Source organism: Hahella sp. HN01, assembly GCF_018986435.1.
GTDB lineage: Bacteria > Pseudomonadota > Gammaproteobacteria > Pseudomonadales > Oleiphilaceae > Hahella.
This window is the reverse complement of sequence record NZ_JAHMIN010000007.1, coordinates 1-23,802: the sequence shown is the minus strand read 5'-3', so window position 1 is coordinate 23,802 and position 23,802 is coordinate 1. Positions and strand designations below refer to the sequence as shown.

Genomic DNA, 23,802 nt, shown 5'->3' with positions numbered 1-23,802 from the left:
TTTCCACGAATCGAATTATAAATCAAGTTGAGAGATGGCATAGCCCGCTATGCGGGCCGCTTAGCCTCAGACCGCCTGCTTGCGGGGACTGGCGCGATATCCGCTGTCGATGGAAAGGGCGCACAGGCCCGCCAGCGCCCGCACGAACGCCAGCCTCTCCTCCGGCGCGGACAGGCCATTTTCTTCATCGGGTTGAAACAGCAGACAGAGCAGACCAATGCGACGCCCCTGGCGATTCTTGAGCGGCATCGCCACAGCGCTGAGGCGTTCGCTGCCGACGTGATTCAGCAGGCTCTCATGGGTGCCGCAACGGGCTGCGGAATCGTAGGTGACGGCGATGACGCTCAGGTCCTCTTGATAAGTCGCCTGCACAAAGGCGATATTCTGATCAGACAAACGCAGCGACGGCATTGCGTGATGAGTTTTAGCGCCATGACGCGTCTGGAAACACGCCGGCCACAAATGCTCCTCTTCAGGGTCGATCAGGTAGACCAGCGACCCTTCCGCCTGACTCATATGCATCGCATTCAGGGACACCTCATGCAGCAGGCGCTCGAAATCCTGCTCTTCCGCCAGAGTACGAGTCAGCCCAGTGAAGCGGCTGATGGTGTTCTTCATCAGTTCTATCGCGGACGCCAGGGAGTCGATGTCGCTAATAGATGACTTCACAGTTAATGGCGACACAAAATCCAGGCGCTGGATACGGCGGGTTTCCTCCGCCAGATTTCTGAGCGGGCGCGCAATTTGATTGGCGAAAAACAGGGCGAACGGCAAGGCCAGTATCACGATAACCAGAGTGATAATGCCTGATTGATTAGTGATTTCGTACGCCTCCGCCAACAGCTCGGACTCCGGCGCCAGTATCATCAGGTTAGCGGTGAAGCCCACCAGGTTAACGGGACGGGTCACTCCCAACCAACGTTCGCCGTGGGAGTCAAAGAAGAAGTCGGAGCCAGCGGATTCCTTCTGCCGCGCGATGAAGTCGCGAATCTCAGGACTTTTCAGGTCCGCCAGTTGCAGGATGCGCAATTTCTCGGGGTCGTTATCCACGACTATGGTGGCGGGGTCCAGACTACCGATCACACTACCGTCATGGGTATAGATCAGCATTTGCGAGGAAGGACTGACTCGATTCTCCTGCAAAGTCTGCGACAGCGACTCCAGGGTGATGTCCGCCGCGAACACCGCGCCGCTGGCGGGGTCCTGCTTTACCGCCGTCACTCCGACCTTACCGATAAAATAATACAAATAAGGCTGCGTGGTGGTGACGTCGCGAGTATAGGCCGCCAGACGATACCAGGGACGCACGGTGGGATCGTAATTGGAGTAGCCGAGGTCTTTCTCGCCAATTCGATTCAGCGCTTCATCGTAGTAAAAGCGCATGAAAGCGTTGGCGCCGTCGCTGCGCTCGATATTGTCCACCACATAATGGGCGCCCAATGGCGCGTCAAAACGTTTCAGCAGATATTCCGAGTTCAGGTTGCGAATGATGAAGTATTCGGAGTCCGCATACCCTACGGATAACGCGGCGACTTGCGGCTGCGCCCGTAAAACGGCGACCAGGCTGGGTAAGTGCTGTAAGCGGCCTTCGAGGTCGCTTTCCTGCATCAACGGCGATAGTGAGAGTAGTTTGACGGTGGCGGAAACGGGAGAGTAGCCTGCGTAAAACGCGCCGCTAACGTCCGTGGCCACTCTATCGAACAAGTGATGGGTGGACGTTATGAATATGTCCGACATTTTCTGGTGATGAAACCAGCCCAATACCGCGCCGAAGGTCAGTAACAGCGCAATAAAGGCCATCGCCAAATGGAACTGGATCGAGTGCTTGGCTCTACGTCTTTTGGTTCGAAACACATTGTCGTCCGAATCTGGGCGTGTTAATCCTTACTACCCTCAATACGGTTTATTTAGCCGCATAAACCGTCGACTACAGAGGCATACGTAGTAACACGTAACTTTAACACAATTGGGAGGGCCAGGCTCCGCAATTTCGCGATTAATCCGTAATATTCGCTCTGGTCTAGTCCTTTAAAAAAAGTCAGGGGCGCTCAGAATTACCAAATTAGTATTGGCTTGACAACTCGTTCCTGTCCTCACGGACAGGATATTCGGCGTCAATGATTTGAGCAGCCCGGTCAAAACAGAACATTCTATCGCATTGGGATCCAATTATGATTGATTTTCGCAGCGACACTGTCACCCGCCCCAGCCAGACCATGAGAGCCGCCATGGCGGCCGCAGAAGTCGGCGATGATGTCTACGGCGATGACCCAACGGTTAACCGCTTGCAGGACATGGCGGCGGAGATGCTGGGCTATGAAGCCGCCTTGTTCGCCTGCAGCGGCACCCAGACCAATCTACTGGCGTTGCTCACCCACTGCCAGCGCGGCGACGAGTACCTGGTCGGCCAACAGGCGCACACCTATAAATATGAAGGCGGCGGCGCAGCGGTGTTGGGGGGCATACAACCTCAACCTATCGAGCACGATGCGGACGGAACTATCCCTCTGGCGAAAATCGAGGCGGCCATCAAGCCTGACGACTTTCATTTCGCACGCACCCGTCTGCTAAGCCTGGAAAACACGATAGGCGGCAAGGTGATTCCGCAAGATTACATCCGAAACGCAACGGACCTTGCCCGCCGCCGGGGCCTCGCCACTCACCTGGACGGAGCCCGCCTGTTCAATGCGACCGTCAAGCAAGGCATTGAACCCAAAGAGGTCACGCAATACTTCGACTCCGTCTCCATTTGCCTGTCAAAAGGCCTCGGCGCGCCGGTTGGCTCGCTCTTGTGCGGCGACAAGGCCTTTATCGACACCGCCCGGCGCTGGCGAAAAGTCTGTGGCGGCGGCATGCGGCAAGCTGGCGTCCTGGCCGCAGCAGGCATCATTGCGTTGCAATCAGGGGTTGAACGTCTACAAGAGGATCACGACAACGCCGCTTATCTGGCGCAACGTCTGGCGGAGACCAACCTGTTCGACATAGATATAAGTCTGGTGCAGACCAACATGGTGTTCGCCGCCTACCGGGGGGACGACCTCAACGCGCTGGCGCAGTATCTGAAGTCACAAAATATCTTAATTTCTCCGTCACCAATGATCAGGTTTGTTACGCACCTCGATATCTCAAGGGATGACGTCGATCGCCTGATGCAAGCGCTGCAGGCATTTAAAAAATAAGCGCTACGTATATTGGAGTCTGGATAAAGGCTCCAATACTTTCCCCGCTCAGTAACGCTACAAACAGTTCCCTTTTTGAGCAACTTCCCACCTCACACCGAGGGCTACGTAACTCTTTGTAAAAAATAAATTTTCCAGTCTGGCTACCTGTTAGGAATAATATGCTATATTTTGTCTGTTAATTATTTTTAATAAAACAACGGGCATTAAGGAATAACTATGAGCGACGTTTATTCTACTCCGCAATCCAACCTCACTCCGGAGCGTAGTGGAGACCGCAGGTGGGGCTCGCTGGAAGACGGCGTTAACGGCAACTACCACTTTCGGGTGGGCGAACTGATCAGCGAGGCTTGGGAGCGCACCAATGGTGCGAAAATGACCCTCATCCTCGCGGGAATAGTCTATATCGCGGTAATGTTCGGCGTGACAATCGTCACAAGCATCATTTTCGGCATTATCACCCCAGACAACGCCGTGATCGCCCTCATTCTCGGTCTTGTAAACCAGATTGTCATTTCCGCAGTCACCATCCCTATTGCAATGGGCATGTTCATCCTAGGATTAAAGCGTTCAGTTGATGCGCCTATCAATGTAGGAGAAATCTTCAACTACTTCAGCAAAGTCGTCCCGCTACTTATTGGCGTGATCCTGATGTACCTGTTGATCGCCCTCGGATTTGTACTGCTGATCATTCCAGGCATCTATCTAGCTGTTAGTTATTATTTGGCGTTGCCTTTAATTGCAGAAAAGGGTCTTTCTCCGTGGCAGGCTCTGGAAGCCTCTCGTAAAGCCATCACCAAGCGCTGGTTCGCCGTTTTTGGCTTGTTCTTGCTGCTGGGCTTGATTAACTTTGTGGCAATGATCCCATTGGGCATTGGCTTGATTTGGACCTTGCCCATGACCATGATTTGTTACGGCGCACTGTACCGTAATATCTTCGGCGTGGAAGAGGAAACTATGGCGGGTTAATCGCCAAGCGGCTTCTTGCGCGAAAAAGCCAGCATAATGCTGGCTTTTTTATGTAGATATCAGAGATCTTCCAGGTTATTCAACTGGATGCTCAACGCAGCGCCAGAGATATGTATCTCCACCAAACATATAATCAGAGATCCGATTAAAAACAATAAACTCCCTCCAAGCAGCCCTTCCCCCACGTACTCCAACTGCAAAATCAGACTGCCCATGGAGAGCGTGCATAAAATAAAAGCCATCACTCCAAGAGTCTGCATCCAGCGAATCAAATGAATCCGCTTCCGCAAATGCAGAATCTGCTGCTTCATATGACGTTCCTTCGTCTCATTCAGCTGCTTGTACAAAGAGCGAATCAACTGAGCAATCACCAGAAAACGGTTGGTGTAAGCCAGCAATAGCAAGGAGATGGCGGGAAACAGTAGTGCAGGTGTAGAGATGTTCAACATGATTAAGCGTGGCTGAAGTCTTCAATTAAAAGCTAGGCTATCCATCAAATCACAAAGCGACAGGGCGCGCCAGACGTCTAACGCTTTGCGTGGAGTGGATTAAAGGGTAATGAGGCCTATAAGTACAATGAGACTGAAATCGGGATAAAAGAAAACGGCTCGCATTCTGCGAGCCGTTGAGATCAGTTGTCGTCGAGGTGACGGCCCAGGAGGGCGTGGTAGATGTTCTGGTCGTTGATGACGCCGGATATTTCCTTTTCTCCGCCAACCAGTATGGCGTGGCCGGTGAAGTGGCGGATGGCCACTACGTCTCGCATGAGCGTATCTGCAGGGATAATCGTGGGCAGCTTTTGCAGGCTTTCCACGTCTTGCTCCGTACTCCAGCGTTGCACAGGAAATACGGCGTCCGCGTACCGAACCTGGCTCTCTTCCAGCTTGTCCGCCGTTTTCAGCCAGTAGTCGTAGCGCTTGCTGACGCAGATTTCATCCGCCACCTTTTCCGCCATCGTCAGCGGACGCATCAGCGATTGCGCAAGCAGCACATTAACCGGATTGGTGTGCGATACAAAACTGCGCACATAATCATTGGCGGGATTCAACACTATGTTTTCCGGCGTGTCATGCTGCACGATGCATCCGTCTTTCATAATGGCGATATGGTTGCCGAGCTTCAGCGCCTCATCCAGATCGTGGCTGACGAAGATCACCGTTTTGTTCAGTTTCTCCTGCAGTCGCAGCAACTCATCCTGCAACTGATTTCGAATCAGCGGGTCCAAAGCGGAGAACGGCTCGTCCATCAGGATAATATCGGACTCCATCGCCAGCGCCCGCGCCAGGCCGACACGCTGCTGCATGCCGCCGGACAGTTCGCCGGGCTTGGTGTCGCGCCATTGCGCCAACCCCACCAGTTCCAACTGCTCGTCCACACGCTTTCTTACCTGGGCGCGGCTCATGCCTTTCATTTCCAGACCAAAAGCGACATTCTCTCCCACCGTCAGCCAAGGCATCAGCGCAAACTTCTGGAACACCATGGTGATGCGCTCCAGTCGCAGCTTGCGCTGCTGCTCCACCGACAAGGCAAAGAAGTCCTGCTCGCCGTCTTCCGTGGTGATGAGGACCTGTCCCCGGCTCACGTCATTCAAACCATTCGCTGTGCGCAACAAGCTGGATTTACCGGAACCGGACAGCCCCATCAGCACACAGATCTCGCCCTTTTCTACTCGCAAGCTGGCGTTATTGACGGCGACGGTGTGTCCGGTGCGGTCGAGAATCGCTTCCCTGTCCAGACCTTCATCCAGCATGCCTAAGGCCTGCTGGGGCTGGTCGCCGAACACCACATCTACGTTTTTAAACTCAATCATGGCAATTGCCCACTACTTTTTCAGCAGAGACCAAGCGCAATGCGCTCAGGCTCTTTTAAACAGTCTGTCCAATAAAATGGCGATCAGTACGATAGCCAGGCCAGCTTCAAACCCGGTGGCGATATCCACGGTATTCAAAGCGCGCACCACCGGCTTGCCCAGTCCGTCCGCGCCAACCAGGGCCGCGATAACCACCATGGACAGAGACAACATGATGCACTGAGTGACGCCCGCCATAATGCTGGACATCGCCGCGGGGATTTCGACTTTCAGCAACAATACGCTGGGTTTGCAGCCGAACGCTTTACCCGCTTCCAATAATTCTTCCGGCACCTGCGTGATGCCCAGATGGGTCAAACGGATCGGCGCGGCGATCGCGAAGATCACGGTTGAAATCAGGCCAGGTACGACGCCCAGACCGAACAGGGTCAGGGTCGGTATCAGATAAACAAAGGTTGGGATCGTCTGCATCAGGTCCAGCAAAGGCCGCATACCACGATACAACCAGGGACGATGCGCGGCGGCGATGCCGATAGGAACGCCGAACAGCACGCAGAACCCGGTCGCAAACAGAACCAGCGCCAGTGTTTCGATCGTCTCCTCCCAGTACCCCATATTCCAGATGAGCCCCAGGGCGAACAGTGCGAATAACGGCGATGACCAGTTGCGATGACGCCAGGCGGCGAAGGCCACGATGGCGGCGATAAATAACCAGGGCGGCGCAAACAACAGCGCTTCGGTGAGCCCCTGGATCAGGTATTCCAGACAAACGGCGACACCGTCGAAGAAGGCGCCGCCATGGTCGATGAGCACATCGACCAGGCTTTCCATCCAATCGCCGACTGGCAGTTTGTAGCTGCTGAGAGCGCTTAAATTACTACTCCAGTCCATACCTGCGCCTGCTTACATCAGGTCCAGGTGTTTTTTCACTGCCGGCGCCGCTGGCTTGCCGTCAATGGTTTTCACGCCCTGCAACAAGGCTTCGACGCTGTCGAAGTTTTCCTTCAACCAGGCTTTGGCCGCCGCTTCAGGCTTTTTCTTGTCATCCAGAATCGCGCCCATGACTTCGTTTTCCATCTGCAGGGAAAACTCAAGGTTGTTCAGCAGTTGCGCCAGATTGCCGCACTCGCTCATCAGGCCTTTACGCACGTTAGTGAATACAGACGCGCCGCCGAAGTTGGGACCAAAATAGTCATCACCGCCGCTGAGATAGGTCAGCTCGAAATTAGCATTCATCGGATGCGGCTCCCAGGCCAGAAACACAATCCACTCTTTACGCTTAACGGCTCTTTTCAGCTGCGACAACATGCCTGCTTCACTGGACTCCACCACTTTGAAATCTTTCAGAGCGAAGGCGTCTTTATCGATCATATCCTGAATCAGACGATTGCCGTCGTTGCCAGGCTCAATGCCGTATATACGGTCTTTGAACTTATCCGCATGCTTGGCGATATCCGCGAATGTTTTCACGCCCGCTTCCGCCACATAAGAAGGCACCGCCAACGTATACTTGGCGCCTTCCAGGTTCTTGCCGACGACTTCCACAGACTTGTTTTCCACATAGGGGCGAATATCCGCTTCCATGGTCGGCATCCAGTTGCCCAGGAATACGTCCACGTCGCCGTTCTCCAGCGACTTGTAGGTCACCGGCACAGACAGTAACTGGGATTCCGTGGAATAGCCCAGTCCCTGCAGAATGACGGAGGTCAACGCAGTCGTGGCGGTGATGTCAGTCCAGCCGACATCCGCAAAAGTGACTTCTTTACAGCTTTGCGCGCTATAGGCGTTAACACTCGTCAATAACATCAGACCGCTGATCAACAGTCGCTTGAAGTGGTTCATTATTTTTCCTCTCTTCAATCGTTCCAGAAATGGTTGGGGTCCGCCCTGCCAACAGGACGGCCTTGGCTACCGCTGCTTGTTCGCGTAGTCGGGATGAATCCAGACTGGCGCGTCGCTGGGCGGCAGCATCGAAACGCCGAGAATGTGATCTGCGCACTTCTCGGCCATCATAATGGTCGGCGCGTTCAGGTTGCCGCTGACGATGCTGGGCATGATGGATGCGTCCACCACTCTCAGTCCTTCAACGCCCCTGACCTTCGCCTCGGAATTCACCACCGCCATCGGGTCGTCATCCGCACCCATTTTGCAGGTGCAGGAGGGGTGGTAAGCGCTATCCGCCTTGTCGCGAATAAATGCGTCTATTTGCTCGTCGCTGGTCACCGCGGGTCCAGGGCGCAGCTCTTCGCCACGGAATGGGTCAAACGCTTGTTGCTCGAATATTTCCCGGGTCAGCTTCACGCACTGACGCATTTCCCAGCGGTCACGCTCGGTCGCCAGATAATTCGGCTCCAGCAGCGGATGTTTACGCGGGTCGCGGGACAGAATCTTGAGATAGCCAGTGGAGGTTGGACGCATAGGACCGACATGCGCCTGATAGGCGTGCAAGTGCGGGTCCACGCGCCCATGATCGATCACCTGCGACGGCAGGAAGTGATATTGGATATCCGGGTGCTTCACGCCTGCTTCAGTGCGGATAAAGCCGCCTGCTTCCAAGTGCGCGGTGCGGCAGGCGCCGCTGTCGTGATTAAGGAACCACTTCACGCCTTCCAGCGTCTTACGGGGCTGCTTGGTATAGGTGTACAGGGTCAGCGGTTGCGAACAGGCTTGCTGAACGTAGAATTCCAAGTGATCCTGCAGGTTCTGGCCTACGCCGGGCACATGCGCGACGACGGGAATACCCAGAGACTGCAACTGTGTTTCGTCGCCGATGCCGGAGAGCATCAAGGTCTGCGGCGAGTTGATAGCGCCGCCGGATAAAATGACTTCCCGCTCCGCTTTCACCTTAATCAGCACGCCGTTTTGTTCGTACTCAACGCCAGTGCAGCGACCTTTGTCGAATAACAGACGGGTCACCATTGCGCCGGTCTCAGCCGTCAAATTGGGACGCGACAAAGCTGGACGCAAATACGCCTGGGCGGCGCTCCAGCGTTTGCCGTGCTTGATGGTCATGTCCATCACGCCCACGCCTTCCTGCTGATAGCCGTTCATGTCTTCGGTGTAGGGATAGCCAGCTTCCATTCCCGCCTTGATGAACGCGTCAAACAACGGATTCTTTTCGTCCCCGGTATGCACGTTCAAGGGGCCGGCGTTGCCACGATAGGCGTCGCCCCCGCGTTCACGGGTCTCCGCCTTACGAAAGTACGGCAACACGTCTTTATACGCCCAGCCCTTGGCGCCTTCTTCTTCCCAGCGGTCATAATCCAGCGCGTGACCACGGATATACACCATGGCGTTGAGGGCGGAACCGCCGCCCCACACTCTTCCCCGCGGCCAATACAGACGGCGGTTATTCATGAACGCCTGAGGTTCGGTGTGGTAGTACCAGTTGTACTTGTCGTCCGCCAGATTGAAAGTCAGTGCGGCGGGCATGTGAATCTTCCAGGTATCGTCTTTGCGACCCGCTTCCAGCGCCAGCACGTTGAACTTACCGCTTTCGGACAGGCGATTGGCCAGAACGCATCCAGCTGAGCCGGTCCCGACGATGATGTAATCAAAACTATTGGTAAACTGCTTGTCAGCCATAACGCTCGCTCAAAAAGGTGATTCCAGGTCCGTCATGCCGACGTAGACGGCCTTGATTTGGGTATAGTGATTCAGGGTGGCCATGCCGTTTTCGCGGCCGATGCCGGATTGCTTGTAACCGCCCACCGGCATCTCCGCCGGTGAATAGCCGAAGCTGTTAATCCAGCAAATGCCCGCCTGCAGCTTGCCAATCACACGATGGGCGCGACGGATGTCATTGGTGAACACGGCAGCGGCCAAGCCGTATTCCGTATCATTGGCGCGCGCAATGACCTCTTCTTCGTCCTCAAAGCTGAGCACGCTCATGACGGGCCCGAATATCTCTTCCCGCACGATGCTCATGTCATCGCGACAGTCGGCGAAGACAGTGGGGGCGACGAAGTAGCCGTTTTCCACACCTTGCGGGCGCACCCGTTCGCCGCCACAGAGCAGCCTTGCGCCTTCCTGCTTGCCCAACTCGATGTAGCCCATGACTTTTTCCAGGTGCGGCGCGGAGATCAACGCCCCCAGATTGGTGTCGGGATGCATGGGATCGCCAATGCGCACATTGCTTTCGACGCGCTCTTTCACTCGCGCCAGAAAACGGTCGTAAATCTCTTTATGCACAAACACCCGCGTGCCGTGGGTGCAGACTTCGCCCTGGGTGTAGAAGTTTCCAAGCAAAGCGGCGGAGACGGCGTTTTCCAGATCGCAATCATTGAAGATCACCAACGGCGATTTACCGCCCAGCTCCATGGTCACGTCTTTCAGGGTGGAGGCGGAGTCCGCCATCACTTTCTTGCCGGTCCCCACTTCTCCCGTGAAGGAGACTTTGGCGATGCCAGGATGGGCGGTCAGCATGCGGCCGACGCGATGATCGCCTTGCACCACATTGAAGACGCCGGCGGGAACGCCTGCTTCAATAAAAATCTCCGCCAACTTCAAAGCGCCCAACGGGGTTTCTTCAGAAGGTTTGAACACCATCGCATTGCCCGCCGCCAAGGCTGGCGCTGATTTCCAGCAGGCGATCTGCAAGGGGTAATTCCAGGCCCCAATGCCGGCGCAAACGCCTAAAGGTTCTCGACGGGTGTAGTAAAAGTCTTCGCCCAGGGATTGCTGATTGCCTTCGATCGACGCCGCCAGGCCAGCGAAAAACTCAATACTGTCAGCGCCGGTCACTACGTCCACGACACTTGCTTCCTGCCAGGGCTTACCGGTATCCAGCACTTCGATGCGCGCCAGCTCGTCGTTTCTTTCCCGTAACAAGGCCACGGCCTTCTGCAGCACTCGTCCTCGTTGCATGCCGGTCATCGCAGACCACTCCGCGAACCCGTGCTGTGAGGACTCCACCGCCGCCTGCACCAGACTTTCACAAGCCTGCTCAACACGATAGATCAGTTCGCCTGTAGCGGGATTCATCACATCAAAGGTCTCGTTCGATGTGGACGCCCGATAAGCGCCGTCAACAAAAGACTGATAAACAGGAATGCTCATGCTTTATGTTTTCCTTCAAACAACTCACTTACGTAGTTCTTACAAATACGTTCCGCCTGCACCACGGACAAACCGCCAGAGCTGAGCGCGCTGCGCAGCCACAAGCCATCGATCAGAGCGGCGATCGCGTGGGCCTGATCCTCCACCTGGGAAGGCGGCAGAATTTCCCGCAGGCTTACTTTCAAATTAGAGAACAATCGCCGTTCATTGACCCTTTGCAATCGCGCCAGCTGTGGGTCATGCATCGCTTGAGCCCAAAAGGCCATCCAGGTTTTCGCCGCCCGTTCACTCACCTGCAGCTTGCTGAAGTTGGCTTCGACAATGGAAAGAAGACGACTGTAGGGCGAACCGTCCTTGGATTTGGCCAGCTCTTTCAGCAGGGAGGTTTTCAAGGCTTCCAGCAGGTAGCGGACAGTCGCCTCCATCAGCGCCTGCTTGCCTCCGAAGTAGTGACTGATAATTCCTGTAGAAACGCCCGCGTAACGGCTAATGGAATTAATAGTCGTGCCTTGAATGCCATAGGCTTCCACCGACTTCAGGGTGGCTTCGATAAGCTGCTCTTTCTTCTCTGCTTCGACGACGATTTTGGGCATTTTTTATTGATTGAATGTTCAATTAAAAACACACACTAATAGTTTGAACTCAATATTTCAATTTTGAAGAACAAGAGGAGACGAGCAGAAAGACTAACGAAAAACAGATTAAATTACTTTAATTACAGACAATTAAGCACACATAAAAGAAGAGTATTCGCTCATTGTAATTTTTTGTAAACACACAATATTTAGCACTCTAATTAGAAAGGAGAAGAATTTTCTGGAATTACTTTGAGTAGCAACAATTTCTCAAAGAAAAGCTGACAAGAAGTGGGTGCACGACAGAAGAGAAACGGAGAAACGGAAATTATCTCAGCGCGGTAAAGGCGTCAGGCGGCGCGCCCTGGTTTTATTCGCCCGCCTTTTTCGCTAGCCCACTAAGCCCGGGACCTAGCATGGGTTTTACAGACTTGGCGTCTATCGGTTCGCCGCATTCAGAGCAAACCAGCGTGGCCGTTATCTTCTTACCGCAACCCAGGTGGACATACTCCACCGGTGGGCCCGCATCGCCAGCCATATATTTATCGCCCCACCCCGCCATAGCGAGAATCACGGGGTATAAGTCCATCCCTTTGCGGGTAAGCCTATACTCATAACGGGCGGGACTCTCCTGGTACAACGCTTTGCGCAGCACGCCGCTTTCCACCAGCTTGTTCAGACGATCCGACAGGCGATGACGCGTGATCTCCAGACGCTTTTGAAACTGCTCAAACCGACGCACGCCCAGAAACGCTTCGCGAATGACCAACAGAGTCCAGCGGTCGCCAATGACGGATAGGGTGCGTGCGATTGAACAAGGGATATCTTGGATTTCATTCCAGCGCATAGGTGAATACGGCGTCTTATCTGGGTTAGCGGAATAGGAATGGAGAATGACGGGAAGTATAGCTTTACAGGTTCCAGTTTGGAATTTACTATTTTGAAAGTTCCAAAATAGAACTAACAAGAAAAGGAGAGTGATCATGCATGATACCGAGACGGCTGAAAAGCACACCGATCAACACGAGTGGCAGCCTACTGCATGCATTCTATGCAGCATCAATTGCGGCTTGGAAATGCAGGTGGACCAGGGACGCATCGTCAAGGTCAGAGGCGATAAGCTGGCGCCAAACTCAGAAGGCTACATCTGCCAGAAAGCCGCCAAACTTGATCACTACCAGAATCACCCAGCCCGTCTGCGGCAGCCCCTAAAACGTCAGCCAAACGGCGAGTACGCGCCTATCTCTTGGGACGCCGCCATCGTCGAGATCACTGCGCGCATGCGCGACATCAAGGCCCAACATGGGGGCGGCGCATTCGCCTACTATGGAGGCGGAGGTCAGGGCAACCACCTGGGCGGCAGTTATTCCGGGGCTTTGCGGACGGCCTTGGATACGCCCTATTTATACACTGCGCTAGCGCAGGAAAAGACCGGGGATTTCTGGGTAAACGGAAAACTGTTCGGCCGCGAAAGCTGCTTTGTGCTGGAAGGGATGGAACACTCTGATTACTGCATCGTGCTGGGCGCCAACCCTTATATGGCCCACGGCGTGCGCAAAACCCGGGACCTGCTGAAAGCCTACAAGAAAGATCCCAACCGCACCCTGGTCGTCGTTGATCCGCGCGTCAGCGAGACCGCCAAAGACGCGGACATTCATTTGCGGGTGCGCCCAGGTATGGACGCTTACCTGCTCGCCGCCATCATCGCCGTCATTTTTCAGGAAGCGCTGGAAGACACAGCATTCCTGCGTCAACACACCAACGGCTATGACGAATTGCGCCGTCATTTCATCGATCTGCCAGTGGAGCAGTACGCCACCATCGCCGGCGTCGATCCCGAGTTAGCGCGGCAGGTCGCCCGAGGTTTCGCCACCGCTAAATCCGCCACAGTCAGAGCCGACCTTGGCATCCAACACAGTTTACACAGCACGCTGAATTCCTATCTGGAGAAGCTATTGTTTCTGGTGACCGGCAATTTCAATAAACAGGGCGGCAATCACTTGATGGCGCAATTCGCCCCGTTGATCGGTCATTCCAAAGCCGATGACAAGAAAACCGCCGTCACTGGGATGTATGGCATCGCCAAGCTGTTTCCGCCCAACATTTTGCCCCAGGAAATCGATAGCGATCATCCTGACCGCATCCGCGCCTTAGTGGTGGACAGCGCCAATCCCGCCCTGTCCGCCGCTGATACGGAAGCCTATCGAAAAGCATTCGACAAACTGGAGCTGATGGTGGTGATTGATGTGGCGATGACGGAAACCGCCCGCCACGCGCACTACATATTACCGGCGGACAGTCAGTTTGAAAAAGTGGAGTCCACCTATTTCACATTCGGTTTCCCCACTAACTATTACCATCTGCGTCGCCCCATACTGCCCCGCAGCGGCGACACGCTTCCCGAGCCGGAAATCTACCGACGCCTGTTGGTGGGTCTGGGAGCGATTCCCGACCGCTTTCCACTACTGGAGAAGGCCGCCAAACTGGACCGTCGCCTGCCCGTCAGCCGCGCCTTTCCATTAGCGCTGGCGGCGGCGCTAAAACGCCATCCGCAGTGGCGCCAATACGTCCCAGTCATTTTATACGCCACCCTTGGCAAGGCATTGCCGGAAGGCATGCAATCCGCTGCGGCAATCTGGGGCGTCTGCCAGATGTACGTCGCCAAGTTCGGCTCGCAGGTCCGGCGCACCGGGCTGCATGGCAAGGGCTACACACTGGGGCTGGCGTTGTTCAATCGTTTTCTGGAGAGTCCCAGACCTGCGCCCATCGCCACTTTCAAGGTGGAGGAAACCTGGAACCTGATCAAAACCAGGGATCGCAAAATAAACCTGTATATACCCGAACTGACTGAGTGGCTGGACCGTTTGCAAACAGAGGCTCTCAGTGAAGAGAGGGACTATCCGTTCATCCTCGCCGCTGGCGAACGCCGCGCCTATAACGCCAACCAGATCTACCGTGGACCGGAGTGGCGCAAGACGGACAAGGAGGGCCTGTTACGCATTCATCCCTCCGATCTGGCCAAGCTGGGGCTCGTTTCTGGAGATAAAGTGCGCTGCCGTTCCCGACGTGGCGCCGTGGAGGCTATCGCCTCCGCAGACGAGAGCGTTTTGCCTGGAGTACTGACGTTGCCTCATGGTTTCGGCATGCTCTATCAGGATGATCAAGGAAGACAGTTGCGCAATGGTCCGGCGATCAACCTGCTGACGGACGCACAACACTGCGATCCCATCGCCAAGACGCCTTATCACAAATACGTTCCGGTTGCGCTGGAAGCCGTTGACGTCTAACCAGCAATATAACCGCCACAAAAAGGCGACGATACGCACTCACCTAAAAAATGATTACGACGTATCGTCGCTGCGCCGGTCTGACCGAGGAGACCGTCCCTTAACCACAATGCCCCTCACCGGCGTCAATCAGGGAGTCGGTTTATGAACTTCACTACTTCCTCAATGACGCGTTCATCCCGAAGCACCCGATAATGCCCCAGCCCCGCGGTCTGCAAGAAACGACTGCCGCGCCATTTGAGGGCGAGGGCTTCACCGTACGCAGCAGGAACTTCCGCATCATCTGTATCTGATACGATCATCCCTTGCGCCTGGATGAGTGGGACATTTTTCATCAATGACAAACGGTCCCAAATATCGTCGCCAAACTCCTGCTCCATCAGTTTGCAATGAGCGAGCATGACGGCGTCCGGAACCTGCAGACGCTGTTGAAACACATCCAGCACCACCTGCATGTCCGCCGGCGGCGCCAGCATAATGACTTTGTTGGTCAATAACCCTTCCCGCACCGCCATGGCGGCGGCGATAGAGCCCAGGGAATGAGCCACCACTGCGTGCACGCCCAGAGTCTGCGCCGCCACTTGCAGAATCGCATCCCGCATCTGCAGAACATTAGTGCGCACGCCTTGCGCCCGTCCATGACCGGGCGCATCAAACGCCACAACCCGATACCCATTGTCCACCAGGGGTTTCACCATCGCGCCAAACTGCACGCCAGACCCGGACCAGCCATGGGCGCACAACACCACAGGGCCGCTTCCCCAGCTATAGACAGGGATCGTCAATGCGCCCACTTTCAGATTCATAAACACATCCGCCTTATCCAACAAGGCGTCAAAGCGCGAGTCCAAACCATAACGTTGCGGCGTGAACCACAGGCGATTCAGCATTCGGCCCGCGCCTTGAGAGGAAATACGGGCATAGGCGCGAATCGCCCAGCGCATGGCTTTCAAGGCGAAGGGAACCTGCGGTTCCCGCAGAGGCTTGGATGGGGCGACAACCAGGGGAATGTTCGCGGACATGGGACTTCTCCTCTTAACTTGCTGGATACAATCGCCTGCGTCACGCCTTTTTTTCGTGGCCTTGTCGCAGCGGCTATGACTACAAGATAAGGTTTGCAATGCATTAGCGGGAGTGTCATATTTGACACTTAAATTGCTTTTTATGACATTTCATCTTTTCTTTTTTCACTGCCGAATTGGATGAAGGAGTCGCCCATGAAGATCGTTTTACTCGCCCTTCCCCACTGCGCCGCCGCCTCTGTGCATGGCATTCTGGATATATTCACGACAGCGAATTACTGTCACGCCCGACTGTCCGGCGCCGCCGGCAAACGCCCTTTGGAGCCGTACTTCAACATCAAAGTCGTGACGCAGAATGACCAGCCCGTTACTGCCTACAACGGCATGGCCATTGCGCCGAATGCGGCGTTCGAGTCAGTAGAGCCGGATTTGATTATCGTCGCATCCGCAATTGAGGCCATCACCGCCGGCGCCACCCTGCCGGAACATCTGGCGCAATTTCATGACGCTTATGAATGGCTACGCCGCCATACCGAACGCGGGACCATCGTCGCCAGCGCCTGCACTGGCAGCTTCGTTCTGGCCGAAGCCGGACTTCTGGAAGGCAAAACCGTCACCACCCACTGGCGCGCTGCAGAACATTTCCGCCAGCGCTACCCGGAAATCAGGTTGGACATAGATCGATTGCTCATCGATAGCGGCGACATCATTTGCGCCGGCGGCGCCACCGCCTATATCGATCTCAGCTTTCATCTGATCGAACGTTTCGCGGGCCAAGGGCTGGCGTCAGCGGTGTCCAAACTGCACCTGTTTGACAGCAAACGCCAACAACAAACGCCTTACATCACCTTCTATGGCTACAAGTCCCACAAAGACAACGCCGTGAAAAAAGCGCAGGAGTGGATGGAGTCTCACTACGCTGAGCATTTTTCCGTGGACGATGTAGCGGCCTTGGCCGGACTGGGAGGACGCACATTCAAACGCCGCTTCAAGGAAGCCACCGGCGAGAATCCGATCAATTACCTGCAACAATTAAGGGTGGAAGCGGTGAAGCACCAATTGGAGACGACGCTCAAGTCATCGAATGAAATTATCTGGGAGGTCGGGTACGAGGATATCAGTTCGTTCCGGCGACTCTTTAAACGAGCCACCGGATGCACGATGGAGCAATACCGCAAACGCTTCAGTTATGTAACACCGCCACGAGTCGGCATACCTGCTCTGGAAAGGCGCATTTAGGCGGGAATAGACACTTTGATGCGGGCGCCCGCCTGGGTGTTTTCCGACTCGAAGCGCCCGCCCAGACTCATGGCGCGTTCGCGCATGGAGATCAACCCGATGCCCGCGTCCTTATCCTGGGAGGACTTGAAGCCCACGCCATCATCCTGAATCACCAGCTCATAATCTTTGGGCCGGTGTAAGGAAATCGCCACTTCTTTCGCCGAGGCATGCTTAACCGCATTGGTGACAGCTTCCTGCACGATGCGATAAATGCCGATATTGCGCTCTTCATCCAGATTGTCGCAGTGGTCGCCAATCGACAGCATAAACGAACACCCATTTGAGGACTGATTGTAATTGTTGACCAGTTCCTCCAGGGCGCCGCCCAAGCCCAGCGTATCGATAATCTCGGGTCGCAGCCGGGAAACCAGACTTCTGGCCGAGCTATAGGCATCCGTGACGATGGATGTAATTTTCCTTCCCATGCTGGCGATCTGCGCGTCTTCGCCACCCTCCCGAGCCAACTGCTCAATTTTCTGGGAGTACATCTTGATAGCGACCAGCGTGGCGTTGAAGTTGTCGTGAATTTCCTGGGCGATGAGCTTACGCTCGCCTTCCAACGCAGTACGCAGCGTCTTCCCGAGCATGCGATTTTCCTCAACCGCCACTTCAAGGGCATGAGTTCTCTCGCGCACCTGCGCTTCGAGGATATTCTTGTGATCAAGAATTTTTTCGCGGTAGGCCAGAAACGACTGCAGCAACTGCCGTATCTCCACAATGTTGCTGCCGGCGAATTGATGTGATCCCAGTCGGCTTAACTCTTCCTTGGCGTCAGTGTCGTCCACAGAGTCGACAAAGCGCGTCAGCTCCCTCACCGGGGCGGTCAGCGCCCGCGACAATAACAGCGAAAGCGCCACACCGGTCGCCAGGATAAAAATCAGCGCCATGGAACTGATAATCAGAGTATCCACGAGATGCTCACGCTTGATCATCCGTGGTACGAGAAAGGTCACCAGGGAACCGATTTCTTCTCCCGAGGAGTGCTCAAGCACTGGCGTTACTTTGCGAATGAAGGAAACGCCATCCGCTACCGCCTCGAAAGGCGCCGCAGGCGTCCCCTCAAACTTAAACGCGCTATCCTCAAGGTTCTCCCAGTCATAACAGCAGGGAACGTCCACCGCTGCGGATTTGTGACTGGTCGCCGCCACCTTGCCGTCGGCGTCCAGCACATAGGCGAACAGCAGAGGGCTCTCCTTAACCAGCTGCGCCAAGGCGTCTTCAATATGGACAAAGTTGCCCCGTCCAAGCAGCACGGAAATATGCTGTCGGTTAATCAACCCGGAAGTCTGATCGGAGACCTTGATCGAGTTCGCCAGCACCTGATATTGGTGTACGAAAAAGGACACCGCGAATCCAAACAAAGCGACCAAAACCGTAAACTTGATGCAACGCTGAAACGAGTACTTTCTAAAACTATCCATATTGTTAGACGCACTTTGTTAGCTGATTAAATTCCCTTAAAAGAATATACGCTGTAGATATACTCTTCGCCCTTGCGCACCGCATAGGGGCCGCCGCACTCAATAGGCAGCGCCGTATCCTCCTTGGAGAAAATCAGCATGACGTCTCCCGCGCCATACGTCCGCTGATTGCCGTTCAATTGCAGGAATTCGACTTTGCCTTTATCAAATCCCGGGTCCAGATCTTTTACCGACACCTGATAGGTATCCGGGCAAGCGATAGGATCATAGGAAAATACGGAAGGGGCCTTATAGGCTTCCGCAGGCGCGCCAATAACGTTGCTCATGTCGATGGAAGCGCCGCCATATTGCAGCCGGTTGTCCAGTTCGCCATACACCACCGCCTTCACATACCAGGCCCAAAAAGCGGCCTTTTTCAGATACTTATCTTCCACCTTTGCTTCCTCGCGAGTGGGCAGAATGACCTGAACTTCACCATCTCTCTTACTTAACGGCGCGGCGTCCTTGGCGCTCGCCAGGATGGTTTGCGGATTGTTGGCGATCTGCGCGGGCATGAACGTGATGTAGTCGTCGTCGCCAATGAAGTAAACGTTATCGTAACGCCACTCCTTGGGCGGCAGCTCGCTCACAGGCACACCGGTGAAAACGTGCTCCTTTTTCTCACTGTTCAGGTATCGGTGCGGCGTATTGGAATATACGTCGATGCGTTTGGCGCTTTTGTTCGTCTCCACCACGCGATAGTCCGCGGCGTTTTTATTGATGACGAAGATTTCCTTGGCGGCGACGTTGAGCGACAGCGCCCAAACGCCGGCCGTCAGTAGCGCGCAGGTTTTAAAATTCGAAAGTTTGCCCCGAACGGGTGATAAACAGTCTGTCCTTTTCAATCTCATTCTCCCTTACTAACTTATCGTAGGTCTCAGTAATCACGCTGATTTCATTCCGGCACATATGAGTGACGCCAACACTGGCGGCCACGTCGGATTGAGCAAGTTGCAGCACTTCGCTGAATGAATAGTGACTGGGGATGTTGTTGTTAAGCTCGTAGACTTCCTGCAAATGCAGTTCGACGCCTTGAATCAGCTCAACGGCTTCCGGCGTCAGCTTGCCATCTCCGGATATGGAGAAGGAGCGGCCGTCAAAATCCAGTCGATACAATAAGTTCGGGATAGAGTGTACGGTGGGCGCGCAGCGAATGGAAACATCCCCGTATTTTTTACTGTCCAGGGTGTCGAACTCGGCGAACTCAATCGTGTACTTGAAATACTTGGACACGCCAGGGTAGCCGTGCTCAAGGAGACTTTTAATGAAACTTTCCGTGCCCGCCGGTCCCCAGATCTTCAGGGGGCGGGTTCTTTTTTCTTCCAGATAGCGGACCAGCAAAGGTACGACTCCGAAGGAGTGGTCCGCATGGTGGTGGGTCAGCAAAACCAGATCAATATTCTGGTGCAAATCGCCCGCCCATAAGCGGGGTGGAACCTGATAACCGCAGTCGATAAGAATGGAGCTATCGGCGGACTGCAACAGGAATGAGGTGTTGCACTCTTCCGAGAAGGCCTCTCCATTACCGACAATCAGCAAATTCTTCATAACAAAAGCTTTCCGTGTTTTCCATTTTCCATCTCATCGCGCAACGCGTGGATGGCGCTCCCATGCCTGCATGGCGGCAACCTGTTGATTGCCGTCGGGATTATGCCACTAACCTATGGGTTTATAAACGGGACGCCAATGACTGTAATGTAAGGCGCTGAGATAGGTTGAGATGAAGGATCAAGGAAAACGCAGAGGCAGGCCGGCGTTGAGTCGCCGGCGGTGCAAATACGTGAAATGAAAGCGCGCTGTCAGAGAGGTTGGAAATTCGGGAACAGTTCACGGGTAATGCCAGGTCCGCCGCCTTTACCTACGTTGTAATAGAAGGTCCACAGCCCCCCTGTGCGGACGCCAAAGACGCTCGTGGGCGTCCCGTAACCTTCTCTCGCTTTGGCCCCGTAATCACTTGGTTTCAACATCTGCAGACCAGCGTGTGCAATCACATTGTTAGTGATCAATTGCTCGGTGACTTGCCCATAGAACTGATCCTGCGCCGCTTGCAGATCAAAGTTATATTCCTTGATATCTCCACTGTTGGGGAAGCTCACCAAGCCTTCGTTAGCTGGCTGGCAGTTCATATGGACGACAAAGGGAGATACCTGATTACCAGATACAACAAAGCAGCACCCGGTCAGATTGGCGGTGACGAAGAAGTTACACGCCCCCTGAAGCTGTCCGGCGACAGCCCGCCACCCGCGCCATGGCAACCAATAGCAGTTACCATTGTGAGCAGTGGCGACTGTGACCGTATTTCCGCCAGCCACATGTGCGCCTTCTTGCAGGTTGGCCCGCTCAAGCTGGTTCACCAGATAGCAGTTGCGTTGGATGTTGTTGCATTTGACGCTGTAGGTAGCGTGAGAAATATTTGAGGATTCCGCGCCGGTCACGGTAATTGACTTGTTCGCATTCTGTTTAAAAATATCCGCCAGGGCCATCTTGTCGTCTCCTTAAACTCGTTATTGCCGACAGTCACCGCAGCCTCGCCTTGGTTCTTACTCGTTTTGGGAAAAGGCGTCCCGCCGCGCGCGTGACCGGATACTGAAGCTAGCGTCAACCCGACTCAAACGCCCTTCATATTTTTTATAATGTTTTGTTATCAGGACTAATTTTATTCATCTATAGACCAAGACGCGGAATATGTCAGCGAAAGTCCGGTCGCTTTTTTAATCAAAAAAACAGCCATCCATTGATGTTTTTTCAAACATAACTACGAATACGCATGGCGATAAAAACGTGACGTACAATTCGTAAAAGAAAAACAATGTAAAATTTATTAAAAATAATACAGTATAACGAATTATATACCCGCCTCTTTTTCCTCATTGAAATGCAACTTTTAGTTACATAAATGTGCATTAAACTCACTGTTACAAAACATATTGACACATATATTTGATAGGAAACGAACAACATCTATTGACTTCGTAAATTACTTATATGTCAAAAGCCATTTGGCGCTTGATTTTTGATCTAAATCCTTCAATATGCACGCCATTTTTAGCACTAGGTAAACTTTAATGCAGTCGTTCAGAAAGATTTGTTTCTTACTTGTCACACTTACCGCATTCGGCGCCGGCCTGGCTCGCGCGGAAATATCGAGCATGGATCAGGCTCTGGACATCGCGGGTCAACAAAGAATGTTGAGTCAAAGAATCGTTAAAGCATATTTATTGATTGGTCAGGACATTCTTCCTGACAAATCATCGATTCAATTACATGACAGTGTGGCGCAATTTGAATCTCAACTGTCCGACTTGGAAGGTTATTTGAAAGCAGGCGAAATGGCGCGCGATTTGAAATCCGTCCGCAAAGAGTGGACCGCTTTCCGTAAACTGGCCACCACCGCTCCCAACCAGGAAAACGCAGCGAAACTGATTCAGCAAAGCGAAGAGTTGTTGAGTCTGACTCAAGGCGTCACCAGCAACCTGGAAAAACAAGTCGCCAGCACCAAAGGCCGCTTGATCAATATCTCCAACGAACAAGGCATGTTGTCCCAGAAAATCGCCATGTACTACTCTGCCATGAGCTGGAACCTGGGCGTTTCCGACCTGGAAAACGATTTTAAAGCCGCGGTCAAAAAGTACGATGCAGGTTTGAGCGAGCTGCGTAAAGCGGACGCCAACAGCGAAGATATCAACAAGGCGCTGGATAAAGTTATTTCACAGTGGTCATTCTCCCACTCTGGTTTCGAAAAAATGGACGGTCATGATTTCGTCCCCTTCGTGATCGCGACGACCACTGAAAGCATGCTGAAAAGCATGCGCAAGATTTCCGACATGTACGCAGGTCTGAAAAGCTAATCCGCAAGGATTGAACTCTTAAACCGAGTTCCTGTTTTATTCGTCTTCTTCGTTTAGTGCGGCGCAAGCCGCACTCTTTTTTCCCGCCTACTCAGCCTCTTTTCCCTCTCGCATTCAGCAGGCGTCGCTCATCGCGTAAAAGTGCTCCGCTTCATCCAAATACGCGACTACTCCTCTCTTTCTTATTGTTTCTAAAAGCCTTTTCGCCATTCTCAAAAACCGCTCTTTGTCCATACCCACAAATTTCCGGTTCATTTGGCGCCTAACTTGCGCCAGATCAGCGATGCGTTAACTACCTACCCAGTTATCGCGCCGTAAGCATCTGATATTTATAGGCTTTAACTTAGACTGCACCAGATTTAATCACATGAGGTAAACGCATATGCGCCATATAAGGAACTTTAGTCTGCTTGTTCTCTCCCTGCTTGCACTCTCCTGGAGCCACATTGTTATCGCAGACATTACCGACCTGGACGAAGCCATCAACAAGGCTGGGCGCCAACGTATGTTGAGTCAGCGAATTGTGAAGTCATATTTGCTGATGGGTCAGGATATTCAACCAGATAAATCTTCAAGCCAGCTCACAGAGAGCGTCGCCTTATTCGAACAACAACTGGGAGAACTGGAAGCCTACTCCAAGTCGCCGCAAATCTCGGGGCAGCTCAAGTCCGTGCGTAAGGAGTGGACTGGGTTTCGTCAATTGGCGACGGCTAAGCCCGCGAAGGACAAGGCAATTGAGCTGATCAACGCTGGAGAGCGTGTTCTCGCGCTCAGCAATAAAATCGTACAGTCACTGGAGCAACAGTCGGGCAGTCCCAAGAACAAAATGATCAACCTCTCCGGCCGACAACGAATGCTGTCCCAGCGCATCGCGCTTTATTACTCCGCGTTGAGCTGGAATCTGGAGCAGGCGGATCTACAAGACAGTTTCACCCAGGCCGTGCAGGAATATGATCAGGCGTTACATGAGCTGCGTCAGGCGAAAACCAACAATCAGGACATCAACGCCGCCCTGGACAAAGTGATTTCCCAGTGGAGCTTCTCTCGCTCAGGGTTTCAGTTGATGCAAGGCCAGAACTTTGTGCCTTTTATCATCGCCACCACGACGGAAGGCATGCTCAAGAATATGGAGAGAATTACGGGCCTTTACGAGAATCTGCAAAGCTAAGGAACCTCTGAATAACCCCAAGAATCAGTCATAATACGGCAGCCCAACTCAGCAGGAACACTTTTCATGGAACAGATGACTTTCTCCGAAGCCGAATACCAGAATAAAAAGCGTAAGACCCGCCGGGAAATCTTTCTGGAGCGGA

At 53.7% G+C, this 23,802-nt stretch carries 20 protein-coding genes; 6 read left to right on the top strand and 14 right to left on the bottom strand.

The annotated features are described in order from the left end of the window. Positions 1-66 precede the first annotated feature (66 nt). A complete protein-coding gene (locus tag KP814_RS08630) occupies positions 67-1,854 on the bottom strand; it encodes a GAF domain-containing protein (protein ID WP_279504153.1) in 1,788 nt (595 codons plus the stop codon). A 317-nt stretch (positions 1,855-2,171) separates the two neighbouring features. On the opposite strand from KP814_RS08630, the gene ltaE reads away from it, so the two are divergent. Continuing rightward, positions 2,172-3,179 carry a low-specificity L-threonine aldolase gene (gene ltaE, locus KP814_RS08625; protein WP_216736398.1) on the top strand — a complete coding sequence of 336 codons (1,008 nt, stop codon included), beginning with the start codon at positions 2,172-2,174 and terminating at the stop codon, positions 3,177-3,179. Positions 3,180-3,398: 219 nt separating this feature from the next. Continuing rightward, on the top strand, positions 3,399-4,148 hold the full coding sequence (locus tag KP814_RS08620) for a hypothetical protein (protein WP_216736397.1): 750 nt from the start codon (positions 3,399-3,401) through the stop codon (positions 4,146-4,148). A 59-nt stretch (positions 4,149-4,207) separates the two neighbouring features. Here the strand turns inward: KP814_RS08620 and KP814_RS08615 are convergent, their stop codons facing one another. The 8 genes from KP814_RS08615 to KP814_RS08580 form a co-directional block, all read right to left on the bottom strand. Continuing rightward, complete coding sequence (locus tag KP814_RS08615) at positions 4,208-4,597, bottom strand: DUF2721 domain-containing protein (RefSeq protein WP_216736396.1); 390 nt, start codon at positions 4,595-4,597, stop codon at positions 4,208-4,210. Between the two features lie 182 nt (positions 4,598-4,779). Beyond that, positions 4,780-5,958, bottom strand: a complete 1,179-nt coding sequence (gene choV / locus KP814_RS08610; RefSeq protein WP_216736395.1) for a choline ABC transporter ATP-binding protein — start codon at positions 5,956-5,958, stop codon at positions 4,780-4,782. A gap of 45 nt (positions 5,959-6,003) precedes the next feature. Further along, the gene (choW, locus tag KP814_RS08605; protein ID WP_216736394.1) at positions 6,004-6,849 is read right to left on the bottom strand and encodes a choline ABC transporter permease subunit; all 846 of its coding nucleotides are present in this window, start codon (positions 6,847-6,849) and stop codon (positions 6,004-6,006) included. A 12-nt stretch (positions 6,850-6,861) separates the two neighbouring features. Continuing rightward, positions 6,862-7,800 (bottom strand): choline ABC transporter substrate-binding protein, encoded by a 939-nt coding sequence (locus KP814_RS08600; RefSeq protein WP_216736393.1) that lies wholly within the window; start codon positions 7,798-7,800, stop codon positions 6,862-6,864. Positions 7,801-7,866: 66 nt separating this feature from the next. Beyond that, complete coding sequence (gene betA, locus KP814_RS08595) at positions 7,867-9,543, bottom strand: choline dehydrogenase (protein ID WP_216736392.1); 1,677 nt, start codon at positions 9,541-9,543, stop codon at positions 7,867-7,869. A 9-nt stretch (positions 9,544-9,552) separates the two neighbouring features. After that, complete coding sequence (gene betB, locus KP814_RS08590; protein WP_216736391.1) at positions 9,553-11,016, bottom strand: betaine-aldehyde dehydrogenase; 1,464 nt, start codon at positions 11,014-11,016, stop codon at positions 9,553-9,555. Further along, on the bottom strand, positions 11,013-11,609 hold the full coding sequence (gene betI, locus KP814_RS08585) for a transcriptional regulator BetI (protein ID WP_216736390.1): 597 nt from the start codon (positions 11,607-11,609) through the stop codon (positions 11,013-11,015). Before betI ends, betB begins: the two co-directional genes overlap by 4 nt. 352 nt (positions 11,610-11,961) lie before the next feature. Further along, positions 11,962-12,438 (bottom strand): helix-turn-helix domain-containing protein, encoded by a 477-nt coding sequence (locus KP814_RS08580; protein WP_216736389.1) that lies wholly within the window; start codon positions 12,436-12,438, stop codon positions 11,962-11,964. A 136-nt stretch (positions 12,439-12,574) separates the two neighbouring features. On the opposite strand from KP814_RS08580, the gene KP814_RS08575 reads away from it, so the two are divergent. Next, on the top strand, positions 12,575-14,878 hold the full coding sequence (locus KP814_RS08575; protein ID WP_216736388.1) for a molybdopterin-dependent oxidoreductase: 2,304 nt from the start codon (positions 12,575-12,577) through the stop codon (positions 14,876-14,878). 125 nt (positions 14,879-15,003) lie between these two features. Here KP814_RS08575 and KP814_RS08570 read toward each other — a convergent pair whose 3' ends face one another. Then, a complete protein-coding gene (locus KP814_RS08570) occupies positions 15,004-15,900 on the bottom strand; it encodes an alpha/beta fold hydrolase (RefSeq protein WP_216736387.1) in 897 nt (298 codons plus the stop codon). A gap of 195 nt (positions 15,901-16,095) precedes the next feature. Here KP814_RS08570 and KP814_RS08565 point away from each other — a divergent pair, with 195 nt between their 5' ends. After that, the gene (locus KP814_RS08565) at positions 16,096-17,139 is read left to right on the top strand and encodes a GlxA family transcriptional regulator (RefSeq protein ID WP_216736386.1); all 1,044 of its coding nucleotides are present in this window, start codon (positions 16,096-16,098) and stop codon (positions 17,137-17,139) included. Here the strand turns inward: KP814_RS08565 and KP814_RS08560 are convergent. The 4 genes from KP814_RS08560 to KP814_RS08545 all read right to left on the bottom strand — a co-directional run bounded on the left by KP814_RS08560 (position 17,136) and on the right by KP814_RS08545 (position 21,124). Continuing rightward, on the bottom strand, positions 17,136-18,602 hold the full coding sequence (locus tag KP814_RS08560) for a sensor histidine kinase (protein ID WP_216736385.1): 1,467 nt from the start codon (positions 18,600-18,602) through the stop codon (positions 17,136-17,138). The two genes, KP814_RS08565 and KP814_RS08560, sit on opposite strands and share 4 nt — an antisense overlap. 26 nt (positions 18,603-18,628) lie before the next feature. Beyond that, positions 18,629-19,486: a hypothetical protein gene (locus KP814_RS08555; RefSeq protein ID WP_216736384.1), complete on the bottom strand. Its 858-nt coding sequence runs from the start codon at positions 19,484-19,486 to the stop codon at positions 18,629-18,631. After that, positions 19,434-20,189: an MBL fold metallo-hydrolase gene (locus tag KP814_RS08550; RefSeq protein WP_216736383.1), complete on the bottom strand. Its 756-nt coding sequence runs from the start codon at positions 20,187-20,189 to the stop codon at positions 19,434-19,436. Before KP814_RS08550 ends, KP814_RS08555 begins: the two co-directional genes overlap by 53 nt. A 251-nt stretch (positions 20,190-20,440) precedes the next feature. Then, complete coding sequence (locus tag KP814_RS08545) at positions 20,441-21,124, bottom strand: hypothetical protein (RefSeq protein ID WP_216736382.1); 684 nt, start codon at positions 21,122-21,124, stop codon at positions 20,441-20,443. A 666-nt stretch (positions 21,125-21,790) separates the two neighbouring features. Here KP814_RS08545 and KP814_RS08540 point away from each other — a divergent pair. After that, positions 21,791-22,489, top strand: a complete 699-nt coding sequence (locus KP814_RS08540) for a type IV pili methyl-accepting chemotaxis transducer N-terminal domain-containing protein (RefSeq protein WP_253938259.1) — start codon at positions 21,791-21,793, stop codon at positions 22,487-22,489. A gap of 382 nt (positions 22,490-22,871) precedes the next feature. Further along, the gene (locus KP814_RS08535; protein ID WP_216736380.1) at positions 22,872-23,657 is read left to right on the top strand and encodes a type IV pili methyl-accepting chemotaxis transducer N-terminal domain-containing protein; all 786 of its coding nucleotides are present in this window, start codon (positions 22,872-22,874) and stop codon (positions 23,655-23,657) included. Positions 23,658-23,802 lie beyond the last annotated feature (145 nt).